We start from the raw sequence: 19,650 nt of genomic DNA on the forward strand, positions 1-19,650 counted from the left end.
GGCTGTCGGCGCTCAGGGGTTGTCGATATCCGACCGCAAGTCGATGCAGGGGAGTTCGCATGCAGCAGAGACTACTGTCGCGGTTCAGGAACATGTTCGAGGGAGACCCCGGCGTGCGCAAGGTCGCCGACGATCCGGCGCTGTCGGCGGAGCTGCTTCTGCTTTTCCGCATGATTCTTGCCGATGGCGAGGTCAGCGAGAGCGAGTTGGCGACGTTCCGCCGCATCTGCCGCGATGCCTTCGGCATCAGCGAGGACAGCGTCGACGGCGTCGTCGAGTTCCTCAACGATTTCGGTTACGAGACCAGCGGCCAGCAGGCGCTTGCGCTCTTCCAGGATCTCGACATCGACCGCCGGAAACTGCTCGCCCGCCACATGGCCGACATCGCCAAGGCCGACTCGCACCTGGCCGAGCGGGAGGTGCGGCTGCTTCGCCGCACGCTTGAACTGCTGGGGCTGAGCCCGGTCGACGTGGTCCGCCCGATGGGGTGAGTGTAGCCCCTCAAGCCTTGCGAGGCGGAATGCGACGCATCTGGAAACCGGTCTTGTCCTGCCGGAAACCGGCGCGTTCGTAGAAATTCAACGTGGCAGGATCCTTCGCGCCGGTCAGCAGCATCACCTTGTAGCAGCCCGACCGCCACGCGGCGCCCGCTGCCTCGGCGAGCATGGCCCGTCCGAACCCGCGCCCACGGTGGGCGGCGTCGGTGACGACGTTCTCGATCAACCCGTAGGACGCTCCGCCGCGAGTCAGGTTCGGGATGACCACCAGTGTGCAGGTCGCCGCGAGTACGTCGCCGACGCTGCCGAGGAAAATCGCGCTGCCCGGATAGGTGCCGAGCCGTCGAAAAATGTCGCGCGCGGCGTCCAACGAAAGCTCCGGGTCGTCTGGGATGAGTTGCCGGTAGAGGCCGAGCAGAGCGAGCAGGTCGCCTTCGCCTGCCGTTCTGACGTGGAAGCCTTCCCGCATCCGCCCCGTCATCCCTGCTCGCGCAGCTTGTGCGAGATCGCCCGGCGCAGGTCGGGTGCGGCGTCGACCAGCGCCTTCGCCGCCTCCGATTGCGGGTTGTCGAGCACGCCGGCGGTCGTGCCGCGCTCGACGATCCTGCCCTCATGCATCACCAGCACCTCGTCGGTGATGGCGCGAGCCACCGTCAGGTCGTGGGTGATGAACAGGTAGGCGATGCCCAGCGTACGGTTCAGCTCGGCGAAAAGGTCGAGGACCTGGGCGCGGATCGATACGTCGAGCGCCGAGACGGCCTCGTCGGCCACCACCAGTTTCGGCCGTGTGATGATGGCGCGGGCGATCGACAGGCGCTGTCGCTGGCCGCCGGAAAACTCGTGCGGGTATTTCTGCATGTCGTGCGGCTTCAGTCCGACCTGATGCAGCGCATGCGCCACCAATTCGCGCCGCTTCAGTGGGTCGGGCGCGGGCTCCACCAGCGACAGCGGCTCGGCGACCAACCGCTCGACCCGATGCCGGGGGTTGAACGAGCCGTATGGGTCCTGGAACACCACCTGCATGTTGCGGCGCGCCTGCCGCAACTCCGCCTCGGGTCGCCCGGTGATGTCCTTGCCCATGAAGCGGATCGTGCCCGACGTCGCCTTGTCTAGCGCCAGCACCAGCCGGGCCAGCGTCGACTTCCCGCAGCCCGAGCGGCCGACCAACGCCACGGAGCGGCCCGGCATGAGGCTGAACGAGACATCGTCGACCGCGCGAAAGGTCTTTGCCTTGGAAAAAAGGGAAGGGCGAGGGCCGGGGTAATCCCGGGTGATGGAGGCGACTTCGAGAAGGGGGTGTCTACCCTCCCCCTTGTGGGGAGGGTCGGCGAGCGGTCGTAGCGAAGCGGAGACCGTGAGACGGGATGCTGGTGATCGAATACCCCCACCCCGGCTCACCGGCTTTGCTTCGCTCAGCCGGATCGCCGACCCTCCCCACAAGGGGGAGGGTAAGCTCCGCCCCGCTGGAACATGGGTAGAGGCCAGCGCAAGCTGCCGCGTGTAGGGATGTTGCTGGGCCGACAGCGTCCGCGCCGTCTCGCCGGTCTCAAGGACCTCGCCGCTGCGCATGATGGCGATGCGGTCCGACATCTCGGTCACCACAGCCAGGTCGTGCGAAATCAGCAGCAGGCCCATCCGGTTCTCGTCGACCAGTTCGCGCAGTAACTCGAGGATCTGCGCCTGCAGCACGACGTCCAGCGCCGTCGTCGGCTCGTCGGCGATCAGCAGCTTCGGCTTCAGCGCGCAGGCGATGGCGATCACGACGCGCTGGCGCTGGCCGCCGGAAAGCTGGTGCGGATAGCGCGACAACGGGAATTTTGCTGAGGACAGCCCGACCCGGTCCAGCATTTGCGCCGCGCGCCGCTCCGCCTCGGCGCGGCCGGCGCCGGTGTGCCAGCGAATGCCTTCCGCAACCTGCTCGCCGATCGTCTTGACCGGGTTCAACGCCGTCATCGGCTCCTGAAACACCATACCGATGTCGTCGCCGCGCAGCCGGCACATCGCCTCTTCGCTCGCGTCGAGCAGGTTTTCGCCGCCGAACAGGATCTTTCCGTCCGCTCGCGCGCCCTGAGGCAGCAGCCGCATGATCGCCAGCGCCGTCATCGATTTTCCGGAGCCGGATTCGCCGACGAGCCCCAACACCTCGCCCGGCTCGATCGAAAGACCAATATTCTTCAGGATCGGCGTTTCGCCGATCGACAGCGACAGGTTTTCGATCGCAAGAAGGGTCATGCCCGCCGCCTCAGCTTCGGGTCGAGCGCATCGCTGACGCCGTCGCCGAGCAGGTTGAGGCCTAGCACGGTGATCACGATGGCAAGGCCGGGGAACAGCGCCAGCGACGGCAGCACCATCATGCGCGTCTGCGCGTCGAACAGCATGCGGCCCCAGCTCGGCATCGGCGGCTGCGCGCCCAGTCCGACATAGGACAGGCCGGCCTCGGCCAGTATGCCGAGCGCGAACTGGATGGTGCCCTGGACCAGCAGCAGCGTCGCGATGTTGGGCAGGATATGCTCGACCGTGATGCGCGCCTTGCCCTTGCCGGCGGCGCGTGCGGCGAGAATGAACTCGCGCGGCCAGATGGCGAGCGCGCCGGCGCGCGCGACGCGGGCGAACACCGGGATGTTGAAGATGCCGATGGCGATGATGGCGTTGATGGCGCCTGGCCCGAACACCGCCGTGATCATGACTGCCGACAGCAGCGCCGGGAAAGCGAAGACGAGGTCGTTGAAGCGCATGACGATCTCGTCCGGCCAGCCGCCGCGCGCCGCCGCCAGGCAGCCCAGCGGCACGCCGAAGCCCATGCCTATGCCCACCGCCACCAGCGCCACGGCAATCGAATTGCGCGCGCCGACCATGATCATCGACAGCACGTCGCGGCCGAAATGGTCGGTGCCGAACCAGTGTGCGGCCGAAGGCGGCAGCATGCGGTCGGCGACCACCAGTTTGGTCACGTCGTAGGGTGTCCATACAAAGGAGACCAATGCCATCAGCGCGATAAGCGCCGTGACCGCGAAGCCGACGACGAAGGAGCGGCTGGCCAGTGCGCGGGCGACGAAGCCGGAAAAGCCATCCTGGGAATGGGTGATGGAAGGGCCGTCCATCACCGGGTCCTCAGTCTTGGATCGACGATGGCATAAGACAGGTCGACCAGCAGGTTGACCACGACGACGGTCGCCACCAGCAGCATCACCACGCCTTCGACCACGATCAGGTCGCGCTGGGTGATCGCCTGGAAGATCAGCCGGCCGAGGCCCGGGAGATAAAACACGTTCTCGATGATGATCGTGCCGGCAAGCAGGAAGGAGAACTGCAGGCCGATAATGGTCAGCATCGGGATCAGCGCGTTGCGCAGCGCGTGCCGCCACAGCACCGCGCCGAAAGGCAGTCCTTTGGCGCGGGCGGTGCGGATATAGTCCTCGCCGAGCGTCTCGATCAGCGCCGATCGGGTGACGCGGGCGAGGATCGCCGCTTGCGGCAGCGCCAGCGCGATGGCCGGCAAGAACAGCGCCTTGAGCGCCGGCCACACGCCGGCGCTCCAGCCGGGAAAGCCGCCGGCCGGCACCAGCCTCAGCCAGACGGCGAACAGATAGATCAAAAGCAGCGCGAACCAGAAATTCGGGATGGCGACTCCCACCTGCGCCGCCCCCATCGCCACCGCGTCGCCGGCTCGCCCGCGCCGCTGCGCGGCGAAGGCACCGACCGGAATGGCGATCGCCACCGACAGGACAAGCGAGATCAGCGCCAGCGGCAGTGAGACGGCGATGCGCTCGGCGACGAGATCGATCACCGGCACGGAGTAGGTGTAGGAACGGCCGAAATCCAGCGAGAGCATGCCCGCCACCCAGTCGAGGTAGCGGACGGGCCGGGGGCTGTTCAGCCCCATCTGCTCGCGCAGCGCCTCGACGGCGTCCGGCGTGGCGTTGATGCCGAGCATCAGCCGCGCCGGATCGCCCGGCAGCACCTCCAGCACGGCGAACACCACCAGCGAGGCGACGAGCAGGGTCGCAACGGCGATCAAGAAGCGTTGGGCGAGATAGGCCGTCATGCAGGCATCTCCCTCCCCCTTGAGGGGAGGGTGGCGAGCGTAGCGAGCCGGGAGGGGTAATCGCGGCCGTACTCGACCTTCATCTTTGCGTCCCGCGCTGCCGCAACGACCCCTCCCCGGCGCTTCGCGCCGACCCTCCCCTCAAATGGGAGGGGGACGCCGGCATCATCAATCCACCCACTTGACCTTCGTCAGGTCGTTCGCCTGGATCGGCGAGTTTTCCCAAAGCCCCTCGACCTTGGCGTCCCAGATGCCGATCTTCGGCAGTTCGAACAGGAACCCATTCACCGCATCGTCGGCAAGGATCTTCTGCGCTTGGCCGTAGAGTTCGCTGCGCTTGGCGTCGTCGGAGGTGAGGTTCAGTTCCTCGATCACCTTGTCGAAGGCGGGGTTGTCGTAGTTGAAGTAATAGTCCTTGCGCGCATAGATATCGATGTCGTTGGGCTCGGTGTGCGAGACGATCGACAGGTCGTAGTTCTTCTCCGTGAACACCTGGCTCAGCCAGTCGGCCCATTCGACCGGGATGATCTCCAGATTGATGCCGACCTCGCGCAGTTGCGAGGCGACGATCTGGCCGCCGTCGCGGGCATAGGCCACGGGCGGCAGTTTCAGCGTCGCCGAAAAGCCGTTCTCAAGGCCCGCCTCCTTGAGCAGCGCCTTCGCCTTGGCGATGTCGTGCGGATAGGTGCCGGTCAGGTCGACATAGGCCTTGTTGGCGGGCGAGAAATGCGAGCCGATCGGCGTGCCGAGGCCGGACGAGGCGCCGTCGATGATCGCCTTGCGGTCGATGGCATGGGCGATGGCCTGGCGGACCTTCAGTTGATCGAAGGGCGGCTTCTTGTTGTTGGTGGAGAGCACGGTCTCGCCTTCTGTGGCGCCGATCACCACCTTGAAACGCGGATCGGACTGTATCTGCGGCAGTGCGTCGCCGACATTCATGTTGGGGAACGCCTGCACGTCGCCGGAGAGCAGCGCCGGAATGGCCGCCGCCGCATCCGGCACGATGCGGAACTCGGCGCGGTCGAGCGAAGCCGGCTCGCCCCAGTAATCGGGATTCTTGACCAGCGTGATCGCCGAGCCTTTTGCCCAGTTGTCGAACCGGAACGGGCCGGTGCCGACCGGCTTCTCCTTGTTGGTGGCCGCACTTTCCGGCGCCACGATCACCGCGTCGCCCCAGCCCATGTTGTACAGGAAGGAGCCCTGCGGGTTCTTCAGCGCCACCTTCACAGTCGTCGGGTCGACCGCTTCGACGGCGTCGATCGCCGCGAACAGGCCTTTCTGGGCATTGGTGGAATCGGCGGCGCGGGCGCGGTCGAGTGTGAACTTGACATCCTCGGCGTCGAAGGTGGAGCCGTCGTGGAATTTCACGTTTCCGTGCAGCTTGAACGTGTAGGTCTTTCCGTCGTCGGAGACGGTCCAACTCTCGGCCAGCGCAGGCAGCACCTCGCCGGACGGGCCGATGCGCGTCAGGCCCTCGAACACGTTGGCGTAGAGTATTTCGTCGATCGCCGCCGCGGCGCCCGCGGTCGGATCGAGATGCGGCGGCTCCAGCGGCATGCCGAGGACGAGGTCAGCGCGGGCGGCGAACGCAGCGCTCGCACTGAGCGCCGTCAGCGTTGCCGCGGCGGCAAATGTCTTCCACGGTTTCATCGGCATGCTCCCTCCGTCGGATGATGCGGCGGATAGAAGCCTGATTTCCGGCCGGAGTAAATCGGCTTTCGCTGCGCGGCGATGCTTCCACGGGGAACGGGATTCCAATTTGCCGGCAAAGGCTGGTCCGCTTGCGCGGTGCGACAAGACGTGCGGCGGCGATTTGCATGATCTATAAGTGGCCCGCAAATATGAGGGAGGAGCTGTCGATGGATGCCGCATCGCTCAAGGCGCAGCAGGCGCCGCTGAAGAACGCCTATCGCGAGACACCGGAGGCGGCGCTGATCACGCTGCGTGCGAAGGGTTCGATCGACGACCGGGCAATCGCCTGCAAGGTCGAGACCGGACGCGCCATCGCGGTCGCGGGCCTGCATCCGGCGACCGGCGGCAGCGGGCTGGAACTCTGCTCGGGCGACATGCTGCTGGAGGCGCTGGTCGCCTGCGCCGGCGTGACGCTGAAGGCCGTGGCAACGGCGCTGGAGTTCAAGCTTTCCGGCGCGACCGTCTCGGTGGAGGGCGATCTCGATTTCCGCGGCACGCTGGGCGTCGCCAAGGACGCGCCTGTCGGCTTCCGGGCGATCCGGCTTGCCTTCGAGCTTGGCACCGACGAGCCGCAGGAGCGCATCGATTCGCTGCTCAAGCTGACGGAACGCTATTGCGTGGTGTTCCAAACGCTCAACCAGCGGCCGGAATTGTCGGTGACGGCAAGGAAGAGCTAGAGGGCTTTCGGTTTCATTTAAAGCGCCTTGACACAATACGTAGGTTCTGCTTTTGTTCTGAAGTTGCGACGGGAGCCTATCGTGAGTCCATCCGATACTACTTCGACTGATGTCGAGAAGATCGGCAGCTATCCGCAGAGAGACACCAAATCATACACATATGATGTGCTTGAAGCGGCTGTTGCCTCAATTCCGGGTGCTGGGGCCGGGCTGCAGAAGTTGATGCAGTCACTGGGTTTTGATCCGTATCGAAAACGCGAAGAAGAGTTCCTCGATCGACTCGGCCGTGCCGTCGAGGATCTCCAGAAGCGGCAGCAGCTTGATATTGCAGCACTGCACGACAACCCCTACTTCGAAGGGCTCATCAACGACATTCGCGATAAGTTTCGAAGTGCCCGTTCGGAAGCCAAAAAGCAGCATCTCATTGATGCGGCGACGAACGCGGTCTCGGGGATTATGGTGGACGACGCGGTTGCTGGACGATTTCTCTCATTTATTGAGCAGTTTTCGCCCGGCCATGTCCTTATGCTGAGGCTTCTTCAGAACCCGAAAGCGAATCCAAGTGCCGTTGCGAAAATGGAGAGAGTCAGCATGGGTGGCCTCTCGGATATGATGGAGGCGGCATTTTCAAACGGCGAAATAGCCAGAGATGCAATTCCAGTTATCTATGATGATCTGCATCGAGAGAAGCTTGTTGAAGGCGGCCTTAACGTTACTATGAGCGGTTCTGGGCTTATGGAAAAACGAACCACGACGATAGGCGATGCGTTCATTCGGTTCTTATCGCCGGTTGAAACTGGCTAACCGGCTCTACCCCGCAGCAGCAGGTCGAGCCCGATCGCCATGACCTGTGCCGACTGCACCATGTCGTCGATGCCGACCCATTCGTCCGGCCGGTGGGCGAGGTCGAGGATGCCGGGGCCGTAGGCGACGCAGTCGTAGACATGGCCGATGCGGGCGATGTGTTTCTGGTCATAGGTGCCGGGTGAAATCACATAGTCGGGCTCACGGTCGAAAATCGCGCGTATGCCTTGCGCCAGCGCGCTGGGCACCGGTGCATCACGGTCGGTCATGATGGGTCGCACTTCCATGATGTCCTGGATCGTATAGTCGAACTTTTGCCGTTCGCGCTTCAGCCGCTCCAGGATCGACACCACCTCGTGCTTCACGTCGTGAAGATCTTCTTCCAGCAGGAAGCGCCGGTCGATGGTGAGCCGGCAGGAGTCCGGCACATTGGGCGAAGGCAGGCCGGGCTTGAAGTCGTCGGTCTGGCCGCCATGCACGGAGTTCAGGTTCAGGGTCGATCGCCGCGCACCCTCCGGCACCACGGGCATGCGCGTCCGCTTGGTCTCGAGCAGGGGGAAGAGTTCGGCCTCGAAGGCGTCGAGCACGGCGCCCATGTGGCGCACCGCGCAATCGCCGAGAAATGGCATCGAGCCGTGGGCGATCTCGCCCCTGGTCTCGATCTCGGCCCACCAGACGCCGCGATGGCCGAGGCAGATGCGGTCCTTGTTGAGCGGTTCGGGGATGATGACGTGGTCGACGCGCGGTTTGGAGAAATAGCCCTTCGACGCCAGATAGGCGACGCCGCCGAAACCGCCGGATTCCTCGTCGACCGTGCCTGATATCTCGATAGCGCCCGGGAAATCCGGATTGATTTCGATGTAAGCCTCGGCCGCGACGATCGCCGCCGCCAGCCCGCCCTTCATGTCGCAGGCGCCGCGCCCGTAGACGCGCCCGTCCTTCACCACGCCGGCGAAAGGATCGATCGTCCAGTCGTTGCCTGGCTCGACCACGTCGATATGGCCGTTGAAATGCACCGTCGGTCCGGGCGACCGGCCCTCGATCCGCGCCACCATGTTGGTGCGCGGATAGCGGTCGTTATCACCCGGCGTGCCGTGCCCGCGCACATATTCGACCGAAAAGCCGCGCCGGCGCAGCCGCTCGCCGAGATGTTCGGCGCAAGGCGTATAGGCTTCGCCCGGCGGATTTACCGTCGGAAAACGGATCAGCTCTATGGTGAGGGTAACGAGTTCGTCGCGGCGCGCGGCCACGGCCTCGATCAGTCTGTCGGTCATGCGCCAATTTGAGCAGGCGGAGAGGCGGTTTGGCAAGCGGGTGGCGCCACAACCCTGGATGGATGGCGGTGCTGATGCAGATCGCGCGGAATTGATCGAATGTGCGCATTGACTTTGGTAAATTACTCAAAGTCTTCATGATACGACGGCTAAGGCGATGATGGTGCAATAGCGCCATGATGATGAGGGTGGGTTGTATGCGTAAGTCTGCGTTGATTGCCGTTGCGTTGTGCGGCTTGCTTTTCGGCGGTGTCAGCCCAAGTCTCGCCGCGAGCCTCGTTGCTCGGGTCGACGTTGCCAATCAGACCATGACGGTATCCAGGTACGGTCAGGTAATCCATGTCTGGAAGGTTTCCACGGCGCGCAAGGGATACATTACGCCACGCGGAAGCTGGCGCCCGACGCGTCTTCACAAGATGTGGCGCTCCCGCAAATACGACAATGCGCCGATGCCCTATTCGGTGTTCTACTATGGCGGCTATGCCGTTCATGGCACCGGATACGTGAAGTCGCTCGGCCGCCCGGCGTCGCATGGCTGCGTGCGCCTGGCGACGGCCAATGCCGCGACCTTCTATTCGCTGGTCAAGCAGTTCGGACCTGGCAACACGCGGATCGTCGTCACCAATTGACCTGACCCGTCTCGGACATTCACGGCGGCAGCGCGTCGGATCAAAAAGCAGCCAGGCCCATGTTGCATTTTCCGCGGCATGGGTTTTGTCTATACAAAATTTGCTAGGGATTGACGCTTTAGAGCATTTTCTTCCCCGTGTGCGACCGATAGAGATTGTCGGGCAGAAGGTCCATCGATGACCAGCCAGGCCGAGGGGTAAGGAATGCCGGCTAAGCCACGGGTCGCGCTTTCGGAACCCGTCTCCGACGAGGTCCGCAAGACCACCTGCTACATGTGCGCCTGCCGCTGCGGCATCGACGTCCACATCAAGGACGGCAAGATCCGCTACATCGAGGGCAACCGCGACCATCCGGTCAATCGCGGCGTGCTGTGCGCCAAGGGCTCGGCCGGCATCATGCAGCATTACGCGCCGGCCCGGCTGAAGGCGCCGCTGAAGCGCGTCGGACCGCGCGGCTCGGGGCAATTTCAGGAAATCTCCTGGGACGAGGCGCTGGAAACCGCGACGCGCTGGCTGGGCGAGGTGCGGGAGAAGGATCCCAAAAAACTCGCCTTCTTCACCGGTCGCGACCAGTCGCAGTCGCTGACCGGCTATTGGGCGCAGATGTACGGCACGCCCAACTATGCCGCGCATGGCGGCTTCTGCTCGGTCAACATGGCTGCTGCCGGCATCATGACCATTGGTGGTGCGTTCTGGGAATTCGGCGCGCCGGATTGGGACCGAACCAAACTCTTCGTGCTGTTCGGCGTGGCGGAAGACCACGATTCCAACCCGATCAAGATCGGCCTGTCGAAGCTGAAGAAGAACGGCGCGCGTTTCGTCTCGGTCAATCCGGTGCGCACAGGCTATTCGGCAATCGCCGACAACTGGATCGGTATTAGGCCCGGCACCGACGGGCTGCTGATTCTCTCGGTCATCCACGAATTGCTGAAAGCGCGGAAGATCGATGTCGACTACATCGTGCGCTACACCAATGCGACATGGCTGGTGATCGACCAGCCGGGTTCGGCCGACCACGGCCTGTTTGCCCGCGACGCGGACGGCAAGCCGCTCATCTTCGAAAGCGTCACCGAGCGGGTGGTGTTGCTCGGCACGCAGGGTGCACGCGCGGCGCTGTCCGGCCGCGTCGAACTCCCTGGCGGTCGTTTTGCCAGCCCGGCCTTCCAGCATCTGGCCGAAAAATACCTCGATCCGAAATACGCGCCGGAAGCGGTCGCCGCCGAGACCGGCGTTGCGGCCGATGTGATCCGCGGTCTCGCCGCCGAGATCGCGCGGGTCGCCTTCGACGAGGCGATTTTCCTCGACCAGCCCTGGACCGACATTAACGGCAACCGCCATGACGGCTTTGTCGGCCGGCCCGTCTCGTTCCATGCGATGCGCGGCATCTCCGCCCATTCCAACGGGTTCCAGACGGCGCGCGCGCTGCACCTGCTGCAGGTCCTGATCGGCGCCATCGACTGCCCCGGCGGGTTCCGCTTCGAGCCGCCTTACCCGAAGCCCGTCGAGGCGCACCCGACGCCGCACGGCAAGGCGGAGCATTTCGGCTCCAACAAGCCGCTGTCCGGTCCGCATCTCGGCTTTCCGCGCGGGCCGGAGGACATGCTGATCGACAAGGACGGCAACCCGACCCGCATCGACAAGGCGTTTTCCTGGGACGCGCCGTTTTCCGCGCACGGCCTGATGCACATGGTGATCGCCAACGCCCATGCCGGCGATCCGTACCCCGTCGATCTTTTGTTCCTCTACATGGCCAACATGGCCTGGAATTCGTCGATGAACACGGCGGGCGTCATAAAAATGCTGGAGGACAAGGATCCGGCCACCGGCGAATACCGCATCCCAAAAATCATCTATTCCGACGCCTATGCCTCGGAGATGGTGGCCTATGCAGACCTCGTGCTGCCCGACACGACCTATCTGGAGCGCCACGACTGCATCTCGATGCTCGACCGGCCCATTTCCGAACCCGACGCGGTGCAGGACGCCATCCGTTGGCCGGTTGTCGAGCCCGACCGCGACGTGCGCGGGTTCCAGTCCGTGCTGCTCGATCTCGGCGCGCGGCTGAAGCTGCCGGCCTTCGTCGATAACCGCGGAAAACCGATCTACGAAAACTATGCCGACTATATCGTCCGCCACGAGCGGCGGCCCGGCATCGGCCCGCTGGCAGGTTTTCGCGGCAGGGAAGGGGATCGCACCGGACGCGGCGCCAGCAATCCCGAGCAGTTGAAGCGCTACATCGAGAACGGTTCTTTTTTCTCCGCCCACATCCCGCTGGAGGCGCAATTCTTCAAGCACGCCAACAAGGCCTATCAGGACTTTGCGGTGCGCATGGGCTTTTTCGACCAGCCGCAGCCGGTGACGTTTCAGCTTTACCAGGAATCGCTGCAGAAATTCCGGTTGTCGGCGGAAGGTGTCCGCGAGCCGATTGCGCCGGAAACGCACCGCGCGCGCATCCTCGAAACGTTCGATCCGCTGCCGATATGGTACCGGCCGTTCGAGGAAGCTGCGGTGGACCGTGAAGAATTTCCGTATCACGCGATCACCCAGCGGCCGGCGGCCATGTACCATTCCTGGGGCTCGATGAACGCCTGGCTCCGCCAGATCCACACCCGCAATCCGCTCTACGTGCCGGGCGCCATCTGCGACGAGCACGGGCTTGCCGACGGTGACTGGGTCTGGGTGACCTCCAACCACGGTCGCATAAAAGTCGAGATCCAGCGCATGGAAGCGGTGAATTCCTCGACAATCTGGACCTGGAACGCGATCGGCAAGCGCGGCGGCGCCTGGGCGCTCGACCCAAAGGTGCCCGAAGCCGAACGCGGTTTCCTGATGAACCATCTTATCAACGAGCTGTTGCCGCCGAAGGGCGATGGGCTGCGCTGGTCGAACTCCGACCCGATCACCGGCCAGGCCGCCTGGTACGATCTGCGCGTCCGCATCGAGAAAGCGGAGCCTGGCGTCGAGAGCCAGCCGCACTTTTCCGCGGTCGCCCGGTTGCGGCGCGGCGAGGACATCCCGGCGGAGCTGCGCTACGGGCAGGAGTGGGCGAAGTGACCAGCCTTCCCACCGAACGCAGCGCCAAAAAGCTCGGCCTGGTCATCGATCTCGACGTCTGTGTCGGCTGCCATGCCTGCGTGGTTTCCTGCAAGGAGTGGAACACCGGCGGCTATGGCGCCGCGCTGTCCGACCAGGACCCCTACGGCCCGAATGTTTCCGGCACCTTCCTCAATCGCATCCATTCCTTCGAGGTTGTGCCGGAAGGCGGCGAGGTGATCGGCGAGGCGGGCGAGGCGCGCATCGTGCATTTCCCCAAAAGCTGCCTGCATTGCGACGACGCGCCCTGCGTTACCGTCTGCCCGACCGGCGCCTCCTACAAGCGCGGCGAGGACGGCATCGTGCTGGTCGACGAGGACAAATGCATCGGCTGCGGCCTGTGCGCCTGGGCCTGCCCCTATGGGGCGCGCGAGATGGACCTTGCCGCCGGCGTCATGAAGAAATGCACGCTCTGCGTCGACCGCATCTACAACGAGACGCTTCAGGAAGTGGACCGCGTGCCGTCCTGCGTGCGGACGTGCCCGGCCAATGCCCGGCACTACGGCGACCTTGCCGATCCATCCTCGGCGGTGTCGATCATGGTCGCCGAGCGCGGCGGCATCGACCTCATGCCGGAGCAGGGCACGCGCCCCGTCAACAAATATCTGCCGCCGCGTCCGCGAAAGCCGCTTGCCGCCAGCGCTGGCGCGCTGCTGGCCGAAAACACCACCGGCGCCAGCGGCTTCTTCGCCTGGCTCGACGGTATGCTGGACCGGATTTGAATGGGTAACATGCAAAGCGCCTGGCCCACGGGTTCGCTTCGATCTATCGCAAGCGTCAAGCTGGAACACCCCTCATCCGACCTCGCTTCGCTCGGCCACCTTCTCCCACAAGGGGAGAAGGCGGAGCGTTGCATCAACTGCTCTGCCAATCGCCAACGCTGGAGATTGGCGGGCGCGTCGGCGCGAAACTCCTCCTTCTCCCCTTGTGGGAGAAGGTGGCCGAGCGAAGCGAGGTCGGATGAGGGGTGTTGGACGGAGTGGGACGCCTAGGAATGCACCCCGCCTTCTCCATCATTGTCTTCACCACCCTGTCCGGCCTCGGCTACGGGCTTGCCGCTGTGCTGGGCCTCGGCATCCTCGATCCGGCGGCCATGGCCACCAAGCTCGCCCACCTCGCCGCGCTCGTCCTGATTGGCGTGGGCCTGCTGTCCTCGACGCTGCATCTCGGCAATCCGCAACGCGCCTGGCGGGCGCTGTCGCAATGGCGGTCGAGCTGGCTGTCCCGCGAAGGCGTCATGGCGCTGCTGACCTTTTTGCCGCTGTTGTGGTCGGCGTGGTTCGCGGTGGTCGAAGGCCGTCACGCGCCCGTCGCCGGCCTGCTCGGCGCGGCGGGCGCGGCGGTGACGATCTACTGCACCGGCATGATCTATGCCTCGCTGAAATCCGTGCAGACCTGGCACACGCCGCTGACGCCGCTGTGCTTCATCCTGTTCGCTCTGTCTGGTGGACTGACCCTTGCCAGTCTTGCCGGCGCGGCCGGCGGTGGCGACGCGCTGTGGCCGGCGCTCGGCGCAATCGCCGCGACAATTGCCGCCTGGATCGCAAAGACGGCGTGGCGGCGGCGCATGCTGTCGCTACGGCCGCTGTCGACACCCGAGACCGCCACCGGGCTCGGGTCGATCGGAAAAGTCCGCCTGTTCGAGCGGCCGCATATGAACGAAAACTATCTTACCCGGGAAATGGGTTTTGTGATCGCCCGCAAGCATGCGGCGAAGCTGGCCCGGATATCGTTCCTGGCGGGTGGGGCGCTGCCGGTGCTGCTGTTGCTCGTGGCGGCGGCTCTCTCGGCCGTTCCCGTCACTGCGGCCGTCGTGATCGCGTGTGCCGCGCTGCTGCACTATGCGGGGATGTTCGTGGAACGCTGGCTGTTCTTCGCCGAGGCACGCCATGCGGTGATGAACTATTACGAAGGGTAGCTCAGCCGGCGAGAGCGGGCTTGCGCGCGCCGATCTTTTCGACCTTTCGCCCGAGGCGGTGGCGCGCGGCGATCTGGGCGTCGCGTTCCGAGAATTTCTGCGGACCCCATGGAGTCCAGATCACAGGACTGGCCTTCTCGGCTTTCGGGCGCTTCAGCATCGGCTCCACTTTCGGAACAATGTGCATGGAAAGTCTCCGTCCACATGGTTAACGCACACTTAATATTGCTGCGTATTTCCGATGGGAACGGATGAGTTCGCGAAATGTTCCAGCGCAAGCGGATCACGAGGCCGCGACGGGCTGACAAACTATGCAGCTTTGCGGGCGCGGCGGTTCTTGCCGGTCAGCTTCCAGCGCTTGTGGAACCACATCCACTGGCCGGGATCCTCGCGCACCCAGCGTTCCACCACGTCGTTGAGCATCTGCGCGGTCGCGTTCACGTCGATGCGTCCGTTCTCCAGCCGCGGCAGCTCTAGCTTCGGCTCGATGACGAGACGAAACCGGTTGTCGGGCAGGCGTATGCAGCGCGCCGGATAGACGTCGCATTCATATTGCCGCGCCAGTTTCGGCAGCAGCGGGCTGGTCTCGCAGGGGCGGCCGAAGAAGGTGGTCGGCAAGCCGTGCCGGAATTTCTGGTCGACCAGCACGCCGATCGTGCCGTTGTCGTCGAGGATTCGTGCCAGCGTGAACGACACGCCGGCGCGCGAGGCGATCAGGGCGCCCATGGTCGAGCGCCTTGTGGCGTTGATGTAGTCGGCGATGTAGGGGTTGTTCGGCGGCCGGAACAGTGAGGTCACCTTCATGCCGTAGGCGGCGCCGGCGATCGGCAGCAGCTCGAAATTGCCGAGATGGCCGGTGAACAGGATGTGCGGCCGGTCCTCGCCGGCGATCTTCTCGAAGAACGGAATGCCGTCGACCTCGATGCGCCCGGACGTCTTGGAGTTCACGTCGAAGTCGAACAACTGGTCGAGGAAAACGTATTCGGCGGCCAGCCGCGCCACGTTGCCCCACATGTCGACGGCTATGGCGCGAATCTCGGCCTCGCTCTTTTCCGGATAGGCCTTTCGCAGGTTTTCCAGCGCCACACGGTGCCGGCCGACCAGCGGCCCGAGGCGGCGCGCGACCCGGTCGGCGAAATCGATCGCCTTGTCGGCGGGCAGCAGCCTCAGCACGCGCATGATCGCCAGCGCCACCTGCGCGGTCAGCCAGTAGCCGGCCTGCGTCAGGAAACGTGAGAGGTGGTAGAGGCGGTCGCGCGACTTCATCCGACCCGCAGGATGATTTTTCCGAACACGTCGCGGGTTTCCATGCGCTTCAGCGCTTCGCCGATGGAGGAGAAATCGACCTCAGTGTCGATCACCGGCCTGACGATGCCGGCCGCCATCTTCTGCATGGCGTCGGCCATGTTTTGCATGCGGCAGCCGAACGAGCCGAAGATCTTTATCTGCTGCTGGAAGAGCTGCATCAGGTTCATCGGTGTCGAAACGCCGGAGGTCGAGCCGCAAGTGACGATGCGCCCACCGCGTTTCAGGGACAGCATCGAGCCGGCCCAAGTGTCGGCGCCGACATGCTCGAACACCACGTCCACGCCCTTCTTTTTCGTCAGTTTGCGCACCACGCCCTCGAACCGGTCCTCGCGGTAGTTGATGACGTGGTCGGCGCCAAGTGCCGCCGCCTTGTCCATCTTGTCGGCGGAGCCGACCGTGGTGATCACCGTGCAGCCCATGCGTTTTGCGAGCTGGATCGCCGCCGAGCCGATGCCCGAGCCGCCGGCATGCACCAGGATCGTCTCGCCCGGCTCCAGCTTCGCATTGTCGAACAGCATGTGCTCGACCGTGCCGAAGGTCACCGGCGCCACCGCCGCGCCGACCGCGTCGACGCCGGGAGGGGCAGGGACCAGCAGGCGTGCCGGCAGGTTTATTTTCTCTTGCGCGAACCCGTCGAGGTGGAAGCCGTGAACGCCGCCGACATGTTCGCACAGATTGTCGCGGCCGGTCTTGCAGGCCTTGCACAGGCCGCAGGTGCGCGCGCCGTAGATCGAGACCAGTTGGCCTGGCACGAGGCCGGCCACGCCCGGGCCGATTTCTTCCACCACGCCGGAGGCTTCCGCGCCGATGGTCAGCGGCAGCTTTCGCTTGGCGAACGCCATGCCGCGCCAGCCCCACACGTCTATATGGTTCAGCGCCACGGCCTTGATCTTGAGCGTCACCTCGCCGATGGCCGGCGGCGGCGGCTCGGCGATGTCGACCTGTTCCAGCCTGCGGTCTTCGATCAGTTGCAGCGCGCGCATTATCGGATGATCCTGTGAGCGTTCGACGGCTGGCGTTCCTTCGCACCCCCCTCTGTCCTGCCGGACATCTCCCCCTCAAGGGGGGAGATCGGCAGTTTCGCTCTTACCGCCATGCTTGCAGCGCTGGTGATTGGCGAAAGCCAAGCGGCGGGCGCAATCTCCCCCCTTGAGGGGGAGATGTCCGGCAGGACAGAGGGGGGTGCGAAGGAACGCAACGGCAACAGCTCGGAAAACAGAAAAACGAGCGTTCCGCCTAAACGGGTTCCCGCGCCATGACAAGGCAGGTGTTCTGCCCGCCGAAGCCGAACGAGTTGGAAAGCACCGTCGACACATCGGCCGAGCGCTTCCTGTTCGGCACCACGTCAAGGTCGATCGCCGGATCTGGATGGTCGTAATTGATGGTCGGCGGGATGACGCCTTCCAGCATGGTCATCAGCGAGAACGCCGCCTCGATGGCCCCGGCGGCCGACAGCGTGTGGCCGATCATCGATTTGTTGGACGAGATCGGGATCTTTTTCATCCGCTCGCCGAACACCGTCGACAGCGACAGATGCTCCATCTTGTCGTTTTCCGGCGTCGAGGTGCCGTGCGCGTTGACATAGCCGATACCGTCTTCGCCCAGTCCGGAATCGGCCAGCGCGGCCCGCACCGCCGCGATCGCCGGCGAGCCGTCCGGCTTCGAGCGGGTACGGTGGAAATCGTCGGCGCGCTCGCCGCAGCCGGCAAGGATGCCCAGCACTTTTGCACCGCGCGCCAGCGCGCTTTCCAGCGATTCCAGCACCAGCGCCGCCGATCCCTCGGCCAGCACGAAGCCGTCGCGGTCCTTGGAAAACGGCTTCGAGGCCTTTTCGGGCACCTCGTTCTGCATGGAGAGCGCCGACAGCAGCGAGAAGCGGATCAGCGCCTCGGCGGTGGCCGATCCGTCGGCGCCGATCGACAGCGCCCGGTCGCTCTCGCCGCGCCTGATCGCCTCGACGCCGAGCTGGATGGCGGTGGCGCCCGATGCGCAGGCGGTCGACAGCGTGATCGGCAGGCCACGCGCCCCGAATTTGTCTGACAGCCGGTCGGCGATGGCGCCGAACTGCGTGGTCTCGAAGATGTCGAGCGATTTCAGCGTTCCGGCGGCCTCGGCGATGCGCGCCGCTGCGCTCGCGCCCTTGCCGTCATGGTAGAGCGCCATGCGGTCCTTCCAGTCGAGTTCGACTGGCGGCGAGGCCAGGAACAGAGGCCCGCCGAAATCGTCCAGGCTCAGCCCCGACTGGCTGACCGCCTCGGTGGCGGCGGTGTCGGCGAGCTCGAAGGTCAGCGGGCTGGCGCCCTTGTCGCTTGAGGCCAAAAAATCCACCGTGCCGGCAATCTGCGTCTTCAGATGGTCGGTCGGAAAGCGCGTGATTCTGTGGATGCCCGACTGGCCGGAGGTGAGCGCCTGCCAATTGTCCTTCTTACCGACGCCCAGCGAGGTGACGACGCCGATGCCGGTGACGGCGACAAGCGGCCGGCCGAGGTGATCCGTGGTTTTGGTCATTGCTGAACCCTCAGTCGGCGGGCGCAATCAGCGCCGCACCTTCGAAGATATGATAGCCGACCGTGGTCGCCAACGCCCGCCCGGCCGCCCCCGAGAACGGCTTTTCCGCCGCGCGGTCGAAAGCCGGGTAGGCCGCGCCGTTGTGGACGGCGAGTGCGGCCAGCGCCACCGCGAAGGGGAATTGCGCTTCCTTCAGATGCCCGGTGCGCGTGCCGAAGCCGCGCAGCGCCACATCCGACAGCGCGTCGATCGCCGCCTTCTCGGCGGCAGTCGCGGCATGCGCGCCGGACGCGCCGGACAGCGCCAGCGTCGTATCGGCCGGCGCATCGAGGCGCTTCAGCAGGTCGGCGATGCCGGCCGTCAGATCTTCCCGCGAGCGCCGCACGCGCGAGGAGCTCACCTTCTCAATCTTCGCATAGGGTTTTCTGCCCCTGGCTTCCGCGTGCCCGCGTGATTCCAGTACCAGAAACGCGCCGCCCGAGCCCGCGACCAGCCCGCCGCCTTCCGCGCCGGCGCGCTGCCAAACCGGCTTCCACGCCCCGCGATGCAGAAAACCGCCGAGTTCGTAGCCCAGCAGCATGTCGGCATGCTCGGCGTTGAAGGCGCCGCCCACCAGCATGTGGTTCGACTGGCCGGAGCGGATGCGCGCCACCGCCGTCTCCACTGCCGCGATGCCGGCCCCTTCTTCACCCATGAAGGTGCGCGACGAGCCGGTGACCTTGTGGACGATGGAAATATTGCCCGCCAGCAGGTTGGAAAGCTGCGCCAGGAACAGGGTAGGGCGCAGATCCGTGGTCAGCTTCTCGTTGAGGAGCACCTCGCGGTCGTTGCGGGCGGCCGAGGCTTCGAGGATCTGTGCGTCCACCGCCTCGTCGCGCTCGCCGCCACCGGCCGCCACCACCATGTCCATAGAGGCGCAGAGTGCTTCGTCGGTCTTCAGCCCGGCGTCGTCCAGCGCCAGCCCGGCCGCATAGGTGCCCAGCCGCTGCCAGGTCTCCATCTGCCGCTGGTCGCCGCGCTTCGGGATCTGCAGGTTCCAGTCGATCGCCGGCAGCGGATGCACGCAATAGGGCGCGAAGCGCTCCGTATCGACCGCCGGGGCCGCCGCCTCGTCGCTCAGCGCGCGCCAGTGCGCCTCCGGGCCTTCGCCGAGGCAGGAAACCAGTCCGATGCCGGTGATGACGACGTCGCGTTCGCTCATGTCA

General features: G+C 65.0%; 18 protein-coding genes. 7 read left to right on the forward strand and 11 right to left on the reverse strand.

Translation table 11 applies throughout. The annotated features are described in order from the left end of the window. Positions 1 to 59 precede the first annotated feature (59 nt). On the forward strand, positions 60 to 491 hold the full coding sequence (locus tag RB623_RS03580; RefSeq protein ID WP_308055381.1) for a TerB family tellurite resistance protein: 432 nt from the start codon (positions 60 to 62) through the stop codon (positions 489 to 491). Positions 492 to 501: 10 nt separating this feature from the next. Here the strand turns inward: RB623_RS03580 and RB623_RS03585 are convergent, their stop codons facing one another. The 5 genes from RB623_RS03585 to RB623_RS03605 form a co-directional block, all read right to left on the reverse strand. After that, positions 502 to 966, reverse strand: coding sequence for a GNAT family N-acetyltransferase (locus RB623_RS03585; protein ID WP_308055382.1), 465 nt, complete (start codon positions 964 to 966; stop codon positions 502 to 504). An 8-nt stretch (positions 967 to 974) separates the two neighbouring features. Continuing rightward, on the reverse strand, positions 975 to 2,729 hold the full coding sequence (locus tag RB623_RS03590; RefSeq protein ID WP_308055383.1) for a dipeptide ABC transporter ATP-binding protein: 1,755 nt from the start codon (positions 2,727 to 2,729) through the stop codon (positions 975 to 977). Continuing rightward, positions 2,726 to 3,598, reverse strand: coding sequence for an ABC transporter permease (locus RB623_RS03595; protein ID WP_308055384.1), 873 nt, complete (start codon positions 3,596 to 3,598; stop codon positions 2,726 to 2,728). Before RB623_RS03595 ends, RB623_RS03590 begins: the two co-directional genes overlap by 4 nt. Beyond that, a complete protein-coding gene (locus tag RB623_RS03600; RefSeq protein WP_308055385.1) occupies positions 3,598 to 4,542 on the reverse strand; it encodes an ABC transporter permease in 945 nt (314 codons plus the stop codon). Before RB623_RS03600 ends, RB623_RS03595 begins: the two co-directional genes overlap by 1 nt. A 168-nt stretch (positions 4,543 to 4,710) precedes the next feature. Beyond that, entirely contained in the window at positions 4,711 to 6,192 is a 1,482-nt protein-coding gene (locus RB623_RS03605) for an ABC transporter substrate-binding protein (RefSeq protein ID WP_308055482.1), read from the reverse strand. 209 nt (positions 6,193 to 6,401) lie between these two features. Between RB623_RS03605 and RB623_RS03610 the strand changes: the two genes are divergently transcribed. Both RB623_RS03610 and RB623_RS03615 read left to right on the forward strand, forming a co-directional pair. Then, on the forward strand, positions 6,402 to 6,911 hold the full coding sequence (locus RB623_RS03610) for an OsmC family protein (RefSeq protein WP_308055386.1): 510 nt from the start codon (positions 6,402 to 6,404) through the stop codon (positions 6,909 to 6,911). Between the two features lie 81 nt (positions 6,912 to 6,992). Then, positions 6,993 to 7,715 carry a hypothetical protein gene (locus RB623_RS03615; RefSeq protein ID WP_308055387.1) on the forward strand — a complete coding sequence of 241 codons (723 nt, stop codon included), beginning with the start codon at positions 6,993 to 6,995 and terminating at the stop codon, positions 7,713 to 7,715. On the opposite strand, the gene RB623_RS03620 is transcribed toward RB623_RS03615, so the two are convergent. After that, entirely contained in the window at positions 7,712 to 8,989 is a 1,278-nt protein-coding gene (locus RB623_RS03620; protein WP_308055388.1) for an acetylornithine deacetylase/succinyl-diaminopimelate desuccinylase family protein, read from the reverse strand. The two genes, RB623_RS03615 and RB623_RS03620, sit on opposite strands and share 4 nt — an antisense overlap. A gap of 197 nt (positions 8,990 to 9,186) precedes the next feature. Here RB623_RS03620 and RB623_RS03625 point away from each other — a divergent pair, with 197 nt between their 5' ends. The 4 genes from RB623_RS03625 (at position 9,187) to RB623_RS03640 (ending at position 14,629) form a co-directional block, all read left to right on the forward strand. Continuing rightward, the gene (locus tag RB623_RS03625; RefSeq protein WP_308055389.1) at positions 9,187 to 9,618 is read left to right on the forward strand and encodes a L,D-transpeptidase; all 432 of its coding nucleotides are present in this window, start codon (positions 9,187 to 9,189) and stop codon (positions 9,616 to 9,618) included. Between the two features lie 204 nt (positions 9,619 to 9,822). Continuing rightward, positions 9,823 to 12,672: a molybdopterin oxidoreductase family protein gene (locus RB623_RS03630; RefSeq protein WP_308055390.1), complete on the forward strand. Its 2,850-nt coding sequence runs from the start codon at positions 9,823 to 9,825 to the stop codon at positions 12,670 to 12,672. After that, on the forward strand, positions 12,669 to 13,433 hold the full coding sequence (locus RB623_RS03635; protein WP_308055391.1) for a 4Fe-4S dicluster domain-containing protein: 765 nt from the start codon (positions 12,669 to 12,671) through the stop codon (positions 13,431 to 13,433). Before RB623_RS03630 ends, RB623_RS03635 begins: the two co-directional genes overlap by 4 nt. 272 nt (positions 13,434 to 13,705) lie before the next feature. Continuing rightward, complete coding sequence (locus tag RB623_RS03640) at positions 13,706 to 14,629, forward strand: DmsC/YnfH family molybdoenzyme membrane anchor subunit (protein WP_308055392.1); 924 nt, start codon at positions 13,706 to 13,708, stop codon at positions 14,627 to 14,629. A 1-nt stretch (position 14,630) separates the two neighbouring features. Here RB623_RS03640 and RB623_RS03645 read toward each other — a convergent pair whose 3' ends face one another. From RB623_RS03645 to RB623_RS03665, 5 genes are all read right to left on the reverse strand, one after another. Continuing rightward, positions 14,631 to 14,816, reverse strand: coding sequence for a hypothetical protein (locus RB623_RS03645; protein WP_308055393.1), 186 nt, complete (start codon positions 14,814 to 14,816; stop codon positions 14,631 to 14,633). A gap of 122 nt (positions 14,817 to 14,938) precedes the next feature. Further along, positions 14,939 to 15,895 (reverse strand): lipid A biosynthesis lauroyl acyltransferase, encoded by a 957-nt coding sequence (locus tag RB623_RS03650; protein WP_308055394.1) that lies wholly within the window; start codon positions 15,893 to 15,895, stop codon positions 14,939 to 14,941. After that, positions 15,892 to 16,920: a zinc-binding dehydrogenase gene (locus RB623_RS03655; RefSeq protein WP_308055395.1), complete on the reverse strand. Its 1,029-nt coding sequence runs from the start codon at positions 16,918 to 16,920 to the stop codon at positions 15,892 to 15,894. Before RB623_RS03655 ends, RB623_RS03650 begins: the two co-directional genes overlap by 4 nt. A gap of 253 nt (positions 16,921 to 17,173) precedes the next feature. Further along, positions 17,174 to 18,445, reverse strand: a complete 1,272-nt coding sequence (locus tag RB623_RS03660) for a beta-ketoacyl-ACP synthase (RefSeq protein ID WP_308055396.1) — start codon at positions 18,443 to 18,445, stop codon at positions 17,174 to 17,176. Between the two features lie 10 nt (positions 18,446 to 18,455). Continuing rightward, positions 18,456 to 19,646, reverse strand: a complete 1,191-nt coding sequence (locus RB623_RS03665) for a beta-ketoacyl-ACP synthase (protein ID WP_308055397.1) — start codon at positions 19,644 to 19,646, stop codon at positions 18,456 to 18,458. Positions 19,647 to 19,650 lie beyond the last annotated feature (4 nt).

The sequence above is a fragment of the Mesorhizobium sp. LHD-90 genome (genome assembly GCF_030929505.1).
In the GTDB taxonomy this organism is placed as follows: domain Bacteria; phylum Pseudomonadota; class Alphaproteobacteria; order Rhizobiales; family Rhizobiaceae; genus Kumtagia.